The 11018-nt window shown below is 41.4% G+C and carries 15 protein-coding genes; 5 read left to right on the top strand and 10 right to left on the bottom strand.

Annotated elements, in window-relative coordinates:
* Positions 1-128: 128 nt before the first annotated feature.
* The 10 genes from DPV85_RS04865 to DPV85_RS04830 all read right to left on the bottom strand — a co-directional run bounded on the left by DPV85_RS04865 (position 129) and on the right by DPV85_RS04830 (position 5485).
* On the bottom strand, positions 129-512 hold the full coding sequence (locus DPV85_RS04865) for a hypothetical protein (protein WP_243584645.1): 384 nt from the start codon (positions 510-512) through the stop codon (positions 129-131).
* Complete coding sequence (locus DPV85_RS09930; RefSeq protein WP_165816478.1) at positions 509-676, bottom strand: hypothetical protein; 168 nt, start codon at positions 674-676, stop codon at positions 509-511. Before DPV85_RS09930 ends, DPV85_RS04865 begins: the two co-directional genes overlap by 4 nt.
* On the bottom strand, positions 673-954 hold the full coding sequence (locus DPV85_RS04860) for a hypothetical protein (RefSeq protein ID WP_111327256.1): 282 nt from the start codon (positions 952-954) through the stop codon (positions 673-675). Before DPV85_RS04860 ends, DPV85_RS09930 begins: the two co-directional genes overlap by 4 nt.
* A complete protein-coding gene (locus tag DPV85_RS09925) occupies positions 951-1115 on the bottom strand; it encodes a hypothetical protein (RefSeq protein WP_162836983.1) in 165 nt (54 codons plus the stop codon). Before DPV85_RS09925 ends, DPV85_RS04860 begins: the two co-directional genes overlap by 4 nt.
* Before the next feature lie 9 nt (positions 1116-1124).
* Complete coding sequence (locus DPV85_RS04855; protein WP_111327255.1) at positions 1125-1319, bottom strand: ANR family transcriptional regulator; 195 nt, start codon at positions 1317-1319, stop codon at positions 1125-1127.
* A gap of 166 nt (positions 1320-1485) precedes the next feature.
* A complete protein-coding gene (locus tag DPV85_RS04850) occupies positions 1486-2007 on the bottom strand; it encodes a host-nuclease inhibitor Gam family protein (RefSeq protein ID WP_111327254.1) in 522 nt (173 codons plus the stop codon).
* Between the two features lie 16 nt (positions 2008-2023).
* On the bottom strand, positions 2024-2353 hold the full coding sequence (locus tag DPV85_RS04845; protein ID WP_111327253.1) for an HI_1482 family protein: 330 nt from the start codon (positions 2351-2353) through the stop codon (positions 2024-2026).
* Positions 2353-3270, bottom strand: a complete 918-nt coding sequence (locus DPV85_RS04840; RefSeq protein ID WP_049370728.1) for an AAA family ATPase — start codon at positions 3268-3270, stop codon at positions 2353-2355. The genes DPV85_RS04845 and DPV85_RS04840 overlap by 1 nt, the downstream gene beginning before the upstream one ends.
* A gap of 23 nt (positions 3271-3293) precedes the next feature.
* On the bottom strand, positions 3294-5264 hold the full coding sequence (locus DPV85_RS04835) for a transposase domain-containing protein (RefSeq protein ID WP_165816477.1): 1971 nt from the start codon (positions 5262-5264) through the stop codon (positions 3294-3296).
* An 8-nt stretch (positions 5265-5272) separates the two neighbouring features.
* Entirely contained in the window at positions 5273-5485 is a 213-nt protein-coding gene (locus DPV85_RS04830) for a helix-turn-helix domain-containing protein (RefSeq protein ID WP_111327251.1), read from the bottom strand.
* Between the two features lie 203 nt (positions 5486-5688).
* On the opposite strand from DPV85_RS04830, the gene DPV85_RS04825 reads away from it, so the two are divergent.
* The 5 genes from DPV85_RS04825 to DPV85_RS04805 all read left to right on the top strand — a co-directional run bounded on the left by DPV85_RS04825 (position 5689) and on the right by DPV85_RS04805 (position 10997).
* Entirely contained in the window at positions 5689-6381 is a 693-nt protein-coding gene (locus tag DPV85_RS04825; protein ID WP_111327250.1) for a helix-turn-helix domain-containing protein, read from the top strand.
* Between the two features lie 314 nt (positions 6382-6695).
* Entirely contained in the window at positions 6696-7685 is a 990-nt protein-coding gene (gene pheS / locus DPV85_RS04820; RefSeq protein WP_111327249.1) for a phenylalanine--tRNA ligase subunit alpha, read from the top strand.
* Positions 7686-7760: 75 nt separating this feature from the next.
* On the top strand, positions 7761-10151 hold the full coding sequence (gene pheT / locus DPV85_RS04815; RefSeq protein ID WP_111327248.1) for a phenylalanine--tRNA ligase subunit beta: 2391 nt from the start codon (positions 7761-7763) through the stop codon (positions 10149-10151).
* Between the two features lie 13 nt (positions 10152-10164).
* Entirely contained in the window at positions 10165-10464 is a 300-nt protein-coding gene (locus DPV85_RS04810) for an integration host factor subunit alpha (protein ID WP_005697518.1), read from the top strand.
* 47 nt (positions 10465-10511) lie between these two features.
* Entirely contained in the window at positions 10512-10997 is a 486-nt protein-coding gene (locus DPV85_RS04805; protein WP_111327247.1) for a C40 family peptidase, read from the top strand.
* The last annotated feature ends 21 nt before the right edge of the window (positions 10998-11018 follow it).

Here is an 11018-nt window from a genome sequence, read left to right as displayed (position 1 = left end):
TGCCAGTTTTTGCTTGGCTATATGAATTAGCTGGATCAGCTTTGGTTTAGTTTTATGCATTGTTTATTCCTTTTTAAAACACATTATTCAGCCCACTTAAACGTGGCTTAAATGGGCTGTAAATGGGTTTATTTTTCTCGCTGAAGGATCTCGTCAATAACTGGATCATTCAAAATAATTCTCTCAATAAAGCCAATCAACATACGACCAGTTTCATTGGGATTTTCGACTTTCGCACTAACTTCCCATTCGTCATTATCTTGGGTGCAAAAATCTAATTTTATTTTGTGTTCGAAACCACTTTTGACGTTATCGTCCATACCCTCAATCACAATCCAACCCGCTCTCACAATTTCAGGCAACTTAAACATCAAACAAGTCATCGCGTCCTTCACATATAAAGCTGGGGCTTGATGGTATTCTGTGTTTACATTAAAGGTTAAATCGTCATCACCGACTCCCACTTTAAGCTCAAACGTTACTGAATATTTTTTTTCTTCCATTTCACTCATCTCACCAATCTCATTCTTAAACCTGGCAGTAAGTTTTGTACGTTGCCAACATAAACCGCCGCGTGTTGATTTTGCCCTGTGCGTAACGCGCGAAGCGCGTGTGTGAGCTGTTTTGCCGCTTGTTCTAATTGCTCGTCTAAGCGCATTTTTTCTTGCTCAGTCATCTTGCATATCTCCATTCACCTTTCGGCATTTTGTCTGTAATGTCAGCCTCTGCCCATTTTAAAAACTTGGTTATGCTGATTTTTGGATAGCGGCGTCCTCTTCTCACTGATGGGCTGTCATATTGCACACCATCAACAAACCCCTCTTTATTGTCATAAATAAGCCCAATCCACATTATTTGTCTATCCCCTAATAATGGTGGGAAACCGTGTTCTTTAGGACTTTTCGCGGAGTAAATATGCCCAACCCGTAAATCATCTTTTGTTAGCTCAGTCATACTTCCTCCACTTCAACCACATCGTCAATTTCTGTAATGGTGTGCGGCAGTTTATTTACATCGCATACATTTAGGTCGCACATATCTAAAACTTGTTCGTTGCTTTCTGCTTCAACAACGGCTTCTACTAAACAGTAAAAACGTGCTATATATTTCGCCATAATTTCCTCCTAGAAAGGTTTTCTAATTACTCGGTCACAAAATGCGCCACGCCATTTGCACCATTCTTTATTTTTTTGGCCGCTCGCATTTAGCTCTGCGATTGCCCATTGTTCCTTGGCGTCTTGTAAGTCGCCTTGGCGTTCACTTTTTGCCGCTTTTTCACTGTAATATTTGAAGCGGTTAAACTTGTGGATGTTTCCCATTTTTTGTTTCCTTTTATGGTTGGTTAAAACTTATTATGAACGCCCCTTAAATTAGGGTTTAAAGAGCGTTTAAATAGGCTTTATTCCTGGTCTAATAAGCCCACGATTAGGCTTAGAATTACCCCGGCAATCAAATATGACACCGGGTTCAATGCCCAGGCTGGCATTATTTCGCCTCCTGTTCAAAAGGGGTGATCACAAAATCTTCCACACCGGTTTTAATCGTTACACCAGCCACCGTTGCGGCTAAGTCAGGCTCATTTAACATGGCCTCTTTGTTGATTTCTTCCTTGGTGCGAATAAAACGAACCAGGCCTAACGTGTGCAAACTTTCAATCACGCTCTCTGTGCCGCGAATACCGACTGACGGTGGGCGTTGTCGCCATTGCACTTCACCGGTGTTGAAAGTGCCTGTTTTGGTTTTGCCGTTTAATGTCAATTCATCGCGGCGGCTTTCACACCAGGCTTGCACCGCATCTTGTTTTGGCGCGAGCTTTTCTTTGATTGCGTTCATTAAAGGCGCGTATTCTTCGGTGATTGCGGCCAAACGGTCGTTTTGTTCAATCGCTAGGCGTTCTAATTCGCGGTTTAAATCGCCGATCTCTTTAATTGCCACTTCCACTTCATCGCGCGTTTGATAACGCACTGCAAAGGTGTCGGTTTTAATTCGGGTTGGTTTTTTTGCCATTTTTTCCTCCTGGTTTTTAGTGTAAATAACTGCGCCAAATTACCTTGATGCCTTCGACCATCATTTGATATTCGGCAAAATGCACGCCATCGTTGCCTTGGATATAAGCAAGCGCCTGGCCTGTTTTCTCTAATTTCTTCGTTAATGCGTTCGGCTCAATGCGCACGCGAGGTTTGATTTTGTCAAACTCAATGCTTAATACATGCAAGCCCATTTTGTTTAACTCAAACACGCATTTTTGGGTTTGTGATAAGTAACCTAGGGCGATTTTGTTGCAGCCACCAAACACAGGGTGAGGTTTGGCTTGTTCGCTTAAAGTGCGGTTGATTTTTGCTGAATTTTCCATTAGTTCGCTCCTTTCATTTGTGCTTGGGCGGTTAAAATGAGGTCGAGTGTGATTACAGTGCCTTGTCCTTTCGCTGTCATGCCGGCTAGGCGTAAATATTGCGTTAAAGCGCGTAAGCCGCCCGCCTTGCCGCCGATGTCATAAAGGACGGTCATTAAATCCTTGTCGGCTATATCAAGCCCCCAGGCTTGCGCGATGGCTTTAATATCGCCTTTTGTGCTAGCTTTAACGCCGCAGTTGTTACCAATTCGTGACCAAAGACGCGCGTATTCATGCGCCTGGTTCACGCCGCCTTGGATGCGGGTGTAAACTTTATCGTTACCAATTAATGCAAAGCCTACTTCGGCTTCTTCTTGGATAATTCGGATCTCTTCTAACGCGTCATAAGGAAGGTGGTCGCTTTCATCAATGATGACCAAACCCTGTGTGCCTTTGAGTTTTTTAGTAATTAGGCGTGATAGGCGGTCTTTACGGCGTGGCGCATCGTTAATACCTAACTCAAGAGCTAACTCATACAAAATACTACTTAATGTTGCGCGCGCTGGGCTTGCCGTAATCATCCACACGTTTTGGTTGGCTTTTTTGTATTCTTGGCATGCTTTTGTTTTACCTACACCGCTCGCGCCGTAAACGGTCACCATGGTTGGCAAAATCTTGGCCATATCTAACGCTGAAAAAACTTTCTTGGCGGTCGGAATTTCGATAAAGTGCGGTGCTTCCACAAACACTTTTTCTTTTTTCTCGCGGGTTGAAAGCCAGTTTTTTAATGCGACTTCTACGTTTTCAACGTTCCCGGTGTAAGTGCCTTTTAAATATGCACTCAACGCCCCAGCTGAAATCCCAGCTTGCGCGGCAATTTCGCGCTGCGTGTGGACTTGGTTGTCTAAAAGTTGTTTGATTTGTTCAATTAAAGTCATGTTTAACGCTCCTTAAATGCGGCTTAAAGCCCTTTTTCTTCTTTCAGCATGGCTAATCCTTTACGCCAGCCTTGTTCAAAATCGTTGGTATCTTCATCGTCATCTAATACCGCTTCGTGTTTACGCACTGCGTTACCTTCTTGTCGGAATAGCTCGATGATTTTCGGTTCTAGCGGTTCTTCTTCCTCGAATTGAGGCTGATAACGCGCTGCTTCTTGTGCATTCATAGTGAGTGTGGCTTTCGCTTGGGCTTTCACCGCTTTCACCATTTGTTTGCGTGCTTTATCGTGTTCGCGGCCTTTCGTTTTATCACCAAACGCCACCGCATCTGTACATTTCGCTTCGGCTAAGAACACGCCATCCAAACCGTAAACCCACACTTTGTTGTGCAAGTCTTGCGGGTCGAATTTCACCACCACCTTGCGGTGCGCTGTGGCAATAAGCTCGCTCGCTAAATAGCGGTTTTTGCGATTATTGACCTTGCCACCAGCTTCTAACTCAAATGTGCCGTCTTTTCTCAATGTAACGGCTTCGCTCATTAACATTAAAAACCGCATTTGTTCTGCGCTTGCCTTGCGAATTTGCGCCTTGGCGTAATCGCGCTCAAACACTTGGCTGAAACTGTAAATGCCTTGGCATATTTCGGTTTGTCTGCCTTCGCGTTCGTTGAAAGTGCGGATGCCATCTTCTATGGCTAAAATAAATGTGTCGTAATCTACGCCGTCTTTCCCGCCGTTATAGTTATCAGGCTTGCTGTAAACATTTTCCCCGGCGTAAAAGCCCGCCAGGCTTGGGTGTTTATCAACTAACTCGCCTAAACCACCGTGTGAAAACGCACGTTCGATTGGTTTTGCTTGCCCGTGACCTTTGCCAAATTGCACCGATGTCCACAACAATTCGATGCCAAGCATCGGAATAATCCCGGTCACATCATCTTCTTTTACTTTGAAGCGGTAGCGGTTCTTAACGCCCCCGGTCATCCATTTATTTGCCGCTGCGCGGGTGTTATCAATGGTGCATTTTTTCGGGATGCCGTATTTCCAAATAAGATCCATCAAACTTAATCGGATGGTGTCGCTGTTTTCGCTTAAATCTACGCGGTAGGCGAGTATTTTGCGGGTGCGAATGTCTTGCCAAATCCAGGTTTTAGGGCGGACAATTTCGCCGTTATGCCAACGCACAAATACGTTGTGTTGATAACCGTCGCCGTTAATCCACTCAAGGGCTTCAATTTCAGCCACTGTGCGGCGCATTGATGGGTAATATTGCATGACTGCATGGTCACCTTCGCGTAATTGCACTTGCACTAATTTCGGCACTTCTCGCGCGATTTTGCGCTTAATGCTGCTCGCTGATGGAATTGACCAGCCGTTTTCTCGTGCGGCGCGTTTTAAACGCTCGTAACAACTGCCAAATTGCGGGCATTCAGGTCTAAAATAGTCGGCCTTAAATGTCTCCCAGGCTTCTTCTGTGAAGTCTGCTTCTTTGCCAGCTTTTTTGTTGCTGTGTTTATCCAACAATAAAGGTAACCAATCCGGGCGTTCAAAAGACCGCACTTTGTAATACCAACGTTTGAGTGATCCTTTCGCAATTTCATACTCGGTAGAAACCGCATCAAGTGCCATCATTAATGCCACGTTGTTTTTCACTAAATCGTCTAGCTTGTGCAGTGGGGCGAGTTTCGCTTTTGCTTCTTCCTTTTGTTTATCGGTCGCTTTTTCATAAGGCTTCCAAATAACTTCCGGTAGGTAGTTGAGTTCTTTTTTAGCTTTCGGCGCTTCTGCCATAACTGGAGTCGCGTTTTGCTTTAATAAGATCTCAGCTTGGGTTTCTTGCGGTAGTGAAGTAAAGGCATATTCATAGCCAACCCCACGAATACCTTGAACCTGTCTTTTTTCCCAATTTCCAGTACGCGCTTTTTTATTAACTCCTTGCGGAGAGCTTGGCATTGTTTCTAAAGTTGCTAGTTGTTGGGCTGAAATCCACATGCTCATAAATCCTCCTACTCGTAGCGAGTTGGCCATATTTCCTCGGGAGTTTTACCAATAAAATCAGCGATGATTTTCTCGCCCTTTGGATATTTTCGGTCGAGCGCGTTTCCTAATGTTCTAGGATGTAAACCAGCTTCAACTGATAACTGAGACAGAGTTTTTCCTTTCTCTTGTATCATTGCTATGATGTATGCTCGGTGCATATTTTTTTTGTTCTTTCTCATAATGTGTTATCCTTACTCTTTAGATTAATTCCCAGGTGTTATTCTTTGGAAACTATGGAAACTATACACCTGAGTTTTCAGAAACTCAAGTGGTTTCTGAAAAATAATCAAACATTTTTAAAGCGGCTTTTAAAGTCCTTTAATAATCAAATGTTTATGTTTTAGAAACTAAGCAGAAACCAAAGTTTCTGAAAGGTGCCATTATGAGAAACTCTAAAGAATGGTTTTCAGCAAATGAATTGAAAGACATTGCCGGATTGCCAAATTCACCACAGGGTATAAACAAAAGGGCAAGGACGCAGAATTGGAAAAGACGAGAAAGGGACGGGGTGCAAGGTGGTGCGCTAGAATACCATGTGTCATCGCTTCCACCCGCGGTACAAAGGGAGTTGGGCTTTTACCCAACTGAAATACAAGTCCCGAATATTGAAGAAACGGCGGGGCGTTACATTAAAGAAGCCTTAAATAAAGCCACTGAGCTTGTTAGCGTGCCTTTTTATAAGACGTTCGCTTCTGCCGGCTTTGGGGCGTTTAATGATGACGTGTATGAACCGGATGATTTTGTGGGGCTAAGCGCGCGCTGGTTGCAGCAACGCGGCCTTCAAAAGAATAAGCTGGCATTTATTCTAACCTCCGGCGATAGCATGACCCCGACAATACATCATGGTGATATGTTGCTAATCAACCGGGCTATGACTATGCCACGTGATGGGCAGATTTATGTAATTCGTTCAGGCGATCAGCTTTGGGTTAAACGCGTGCAGGGGATTCCTGGCGGCATTCGTTTGATTAGTGACAATAAGGAAATTTACGCCCCGATAGAGCTGATGTTTGAAGATAATTTAAACTTTGAAGTGTTGGGCCAGGTTGTTTTCATCGGCCACGACTTAATTTAAAGATTTAAACCTAAATTTAAAGCCATTTAAACCGCGTTTAACGTTTCCCATTTTTAGCGGTTAAACTGCCAATATTTAGAAAAATTTTCTCATTTCATTATTTCTATTTTTTAACTAATAAAAAAGGGGCTAGCACGCCGCCAAGCCCCGTTTTATCTATATCCATCCCACTTATTCCCGAAAATTCCCGCCCAATCCCTATTTGTTTTTATGTTTCTCATATTTAGTGGTTGGATACAAAACGCGTGATTTTTTAATGAGTTAGTATTATCATTAAGTGTATTTTTAGTTAGAAAAGATAATCAGGGGAAACTATGCAACATCTGAAAGATCTTGTTGAGAAAGCAAAATCAGCGATTGAACAAATCGAAAATAAAAGTTTAGCTACATTAGATGAAATTCGTGTGGAATATTTTGGTAAAAAAGGGCATTTCACCCAACTTATGCAAGAATTGCGTAATGTTGCTGCAGAAGAGCGTCCAGCAATGGGAGCTAAAATCAATGAAGCAAAACAAGCGGCATTAGATTTTTTAAATGCTAAAAAAGCAGAATGGGAGCAAGCAGAACTCAATGCGAAATTGGAAAAAGAGCGTATTGATGTGAGTCTTCCAGGTCGTAAAACAGAAACAGGTGGTTTACACCCAGTGACTATTACCATTAATCGCGTAACAAAATTCTTTTCAGAGTTAGGTTTTTCTGTGGAAACCGGTCCCGAAATTGAAAGTGATTATTATAATTTCGATGCATTAAATATCCCTAAACATCACCCAGCACGTGCTGATCATGATACTTTTTGGTTTAATCCTGAATTATTACTCCGTACACAAACCTCAGGTGTGCAAATTCGTACCATGGAAAAAATGCAGCCGCCTATTCGTATTATAGCGCCAGGTCGTGTATATCGTAACGACTACGATCAAACACACACACCAATGTTCCATCAAATTGAATTGCTTTATGTAGATAAAAAAGCAAACTTCACTGAGTTAAAAGGCTTATTACACGATTTCTTACGTGCATTTTTTGAAGAAGATTTACAAGTTCGTTTCCGTCCATCCTATTTCCCATTTACTGAGCCTTCTGCTGAAGTGGATGTAATGGGCAAAAACGGTAAATGGTTAGAAGTTTTAGGTTGTGGTATGGTGCATCCTAATGTGTTACGTAACGTAGGTATTGATCCAAATGAATATTCTGGCTTCGCAGTAGGCATGGGGGTTGAGCGTTTAACTATGTTACGCTACAACGTCACAGATTTGCGTTCATTCTTTGAAAACGACTTACGTTTTTTAAAACAATTTAAGTAATTAACCGTTTGGTTAAATTGACGATAATGATTAATTTAGAACGTAACACGTTCATCAATAAAGGATACAGAGATAATGAAATTTAGTGAAAATTGGGTGAGAGAATGGGTTAATCCATCAATTTCAACAGAGCAGTTATGTGATCAAATCACGATGCTTGGTTTAGAAGTTGATGGTGTTGAAAAAGTAGCTGGCGACTTTACAGGTGTTGTTGTAGGTGAAGTTGTTGAATGTGCGCAACACCCAGATGCAGATAAATTACGTGTCACTAAAGTAAATGTTGGTGGCAAGCGCTTATTAGATATCGTTTGTGGTGCACCAAATTGCCGTCAAGGTTTAAAAGTAGCATGTGCAACTGAAGGTGCGGTATTACCTGGTGATTTTAAAATTAAGAAGACTAAATTACGTGGCCAACCTTCAGAAGGGATGCTTTGCTCATTCTCTGAATTAGGCATTGATGTAGATGCAGATGGTATTATTGAATTACCGTTAGATGCACCAGTAGGCACAAATCTACGTGAATATTTAGATTTAGATGATAAAGCTATTGAAATTAGTTTAACGCCAAACCGTGCAGATTGTTTAAGCATTGCAGGTGTTGCACGTGAAGTTGGCGTGGTTAATAAACAAGTTGTTAATCAACCGCACTTTGATGCTGTACCGGCAACAATTTCAGATAAAGTTCAAATTGAATTAAATGCGCCAGAAGCATGTCCGCGTTATTTATTGCGCGTGGTGAAAAATGTGAATGTTAAAGCACAATCACCAATTTGGTTACAAGAAAAATTACGTCGTTGCGGTATTCGTTCTATCGACCCAATTGTAGATATTACTAACTATGTTTTACTTGAATTAGGTCAACCAATGCATGCTTTTGATGCATCAAAAGTAGCTCAACCTGTTCAAGTGCGTTTAGCCAATAACGGCGAAGAGCTTGTTTTATTAGATGGTACAACCGCAAAATTACAACCGAATACTTTAGTGATTGCAGATCAAACTGGTCCATTAGCAATGGCGGGTATCTTTGGTGGTCAAGCTAGCGGTGTTGATGCTGAAACAACAAAAGATGTGATTTTAGAAGCGGCATTCTTCGCACCATTAGCGATTGCGGGACGTGCAAGACAATATGGTTTACACACAGATTCCTCACACCGCTTTGAACGTGGTGTTGATTTTACGCTACAACGTCACGCAATGGAAAGAGCAACAGCATTGTTACTTGAAATTTGTGGCGGTGAAGCTGGCGAAATTTGTGAAGTCGTGAGCGAGCAATATTTACCAAAAGTCAATGAAGTGACTTTACATCGTGAAAAATTAGATAGCTTATTAGGTCATCATATCGAAACTGAAACCGTGACCGAGATTTTTGAGCGTTTAGGTTTTGCCGTGAAATATGCTAATGATGTTTGGACTGTGACTTCTGCAAGCTGGCGTTTTGATATTGAAATCGAAGAAGATTTAATTGAAGAAGTAGCGCGTATTTATGGTTATAACAGCATTCCAAATAATGCGCCATTAGCACATCTTCGTATGCGTGAGCATAAAGAAGCCGATTTAGAATTAAGCCGAATTAAGACCGCACTTGTTGATGCAGATTATCAAGAAGCGATTACGTATAGCTTCGTTGATCCAAAAGTACAGACTTTACTTCATCCAGAAATTGAAGCGCTTGTATTGCCAAACCCAATTTCAGTTGAAATGTCAGCAATGCGTGTTTCATTATTAAGTGGATTACTTGGTGCAGTACTATACAACCAAAACCGTCAACAAAACCGTGTACGTTTATTTGAAACAGGATTACGTTTTATTCCGGATGAAAATGCGGAATTTGGCATTCGCCAAGAGTTTGTTCTTGCTGGTGTAATTACAGGTACAGCTAAATCTGAATCTTGGACGGGTAAAGCAGAAAATGTAGATTTCTTTGATCTTAAAGGTGATTTAGAAAGCATTCTTTCTCTTACCGAAGTGGGTAATCGAGTTAAATTTGTGGCAAAAGCATACAGTGCCTTACACCCAGGGCAATCTGCTTCAATTGAATTAGATGGAAAAGAAATTGGTTTTATTGGAACTATTCATCCACTTATCGCTCAAAAATTAGGATTAAATGGCAAAGCAGTTGTTTTTGAAATTTTATGGGATGCCATTGCAAATCGTCGAGTGGTTCAAGCTAAAGAGATTTCAAAATTCCCAGCAAACCGTCGTGACTTAGCTTTAGTCGTTGCAGATAATGTACCAGCAGGCGATATTATCGATGCATGTAAGCAAGCCGGCGGAGAAAAATTAACACAAGTCAATTTATTCGACGTATATCAAGGCATTGGCGTTGCTAGCGGACATAAGAGCTTAGCAATCAGTTTAACTATTCAAGATAATGAAAAAACGCTTGAAGATGATGAGATTAATGCGGTAATCTCTGCTGTATTAAACGAAGTTAAACAACGCTTTAATGCGGAGCTTAGAGACTAAACAGGAGACTAACATGGCAACGATTACAAAAATTGATATTACTGAATACTTATTAGATAAGTATCAATTACAAAAAGCTGAAGCTAAAGCATTAGTGGAAGACTTTTTTGAGGAAATTCGTTTATCGTTAGAATCTGGTGGTGAAGTAAAATTATCAGGTTTTGGTAATTTTGAACTTCGTAATAAAGCTTCCCGTCCGGGGCGTAATCCAAAAACAGGTGAAAGCATTCCTGTTTCTGCTCGCCGAGTAGTGGCATTCAAGCCAGGGCAAAAATTACGTGCTCGTGTGGAAAACACCAAGCCAAAACAATAGTAAGAAAAGTGCGGTCGTTTTTGACCGCACTTTTGTCAGGATTGAACATGAATAAGATTAAATGTGCTTTTTTAGTCGCGGGAAGTTTTTTACTTTTTGCTTGTTCAAGTGGTATTCGTGAAGATTATGCAATGAACTATAAAGGTCAGATTGGTGATCCTATTATGGCCATTGCTATGTTAAGTGAACAACAATATGAATGGGCGGGTACACCATATGTTTTAGGCGGGCAATCTCGTGGTGGTATCGATTGTTCGGGTTTTGTGCAAAAGACCTTTATTGACCGTTTTAACATTCGCCTTCCTCGTACAACGAAAGATCAAGCGGGTTATGGAAAACTTGTTCGCAAAGAAGATATCCAAACGGGCGATTTAATTTTCTTTAAGACAGGGCGAGGACCAAATGGCTACCATGTTGGGATTTATGTAAAAGAAGATAAGTTTTTACATGCTTCAACCAAAGGTGGGGTGATTTATTCTTCGATGAATAGCCCTTATTGGAAAAAAGCTTTTTGGCAAGTTAGACGAGTATAGTGAAAGTAAAAAAGTGCGGTT

The sequence above is a fragment of the Haemophilus parainfluenzae genome (assembly GCF_003252725.1).
GTDB lineage: Bacteria > Pseudomonadota > Gammaproteobacteria > Enterobacterales > Pasteurellaceae > Haemophilus_D > Haemophilus_D parainfluenzae_L.
This window is presented reverse-complemented; position numbering and strand designations above follow the sequence as displayed.

Bases quoted from the DNA above. Each gene is read 5' to 3' on its own strand.
- DPV85_RS04850 (WP_111327254.1), bottom strand. From the start codon at position 2,007: ATGGCAAAAAAACCAACCCGAATTAAAACCGACACCTTTGCAGTGCGT.
- DPV85_RS04865 (WP_243584645.1), bottom strand. From the start codon at position 512: ATGAGTGAAATGGAAGAAAAAAAATATTCAGTAACGTTTGAGCTTAAA.
- DPV85_RS04810 (WP_005697518.1), top strand. From the start codon at position 10,165: ATGGCAACGATTACAAAAATTGATATTACTGAATACTTATTAGATAAG.
- DPV85_RS04835 (WP_165816477.1), bottom strand. From the start codon at position 5,264: ATGAGCATGTGGATTTCAGCCCAACAACTAGCAACTTTAGAAACAATG.
- DPV85_RS04830 (WP_111327251.1), bottom strand. From the start codon at position 5,485: ATGAGAAAGAACAAAAAAAATATGCACCGAGCATACATCATAGCAATG.
- DPV85_RS04840 (WP_049370728.1), bottom strand. From the start codon at position 3,270: ATGACTTTAATTGAACAAATCAAACAACTTTTAGACAACCAAGTCCAC.
- DPV85_RS09925 (WP_162836983.1), bottom strand. From the start codon at position 1,115: ATGGCGAAATATATAGCACGTTTTTACTGTTTAGTAGAAGCCGTTGTT.
- DPV85_RS04825 (WP_111327250.1), top strand. From the start codon at position 5,689: ATGAGAAACTCTAAAGAATGGTTTTCAGCAAATGAATTGAAAGACATT.
- DPV85_RS04860 (WP_111327256.1), bottom strand. From the start codon at position 954: ATGACTGAGCTAACAAAAGATGATTTACGGGTTGGGCATATTTACTCC.
- DPV85_RS04855 (WP_111327255.1), bottom strand. From the start codon at position 1,319: ATGGGAAACATCCACAAGTTTAACCGCTTCAAATATTACAGTGAAAAA.
- pheT (WP_111327248.1), top strand. From the start codon at position 7,761: ATGAAATTTAGTGAAAATTGGGTGAGAGAATGGGTTAATCCATCAATT.
- pheS (WP_111327249.1), top strand. From the start codon at position 6,696: ATGCAACATCTGAAAGATCTTGTTGAGAAAGCAAAATCAGCGATTGAA.
- DPV85_RS04845 (WP_111327253.1), bottom strand. From the start codon at position 2,353: ATGGAAAATTCAGCAAAAATCAACCGCACTTTAAGCGAACAAGCCAAA.
- DPV85_RS09930 (WP_165816478.1), bottom strand. From the start codon at position 676: ATGACTGAGCAAGAAAAAATGCGCTTAGACGAGCAATTAGAACAAGCG.
- DPV85_RS04805 (WP_111327247.1), top strand. From the start codon at position 10,512: ATGAATAAGATTAAATGTGCTTTTTTAGTCGCGGGAAGTTTTTTACTT.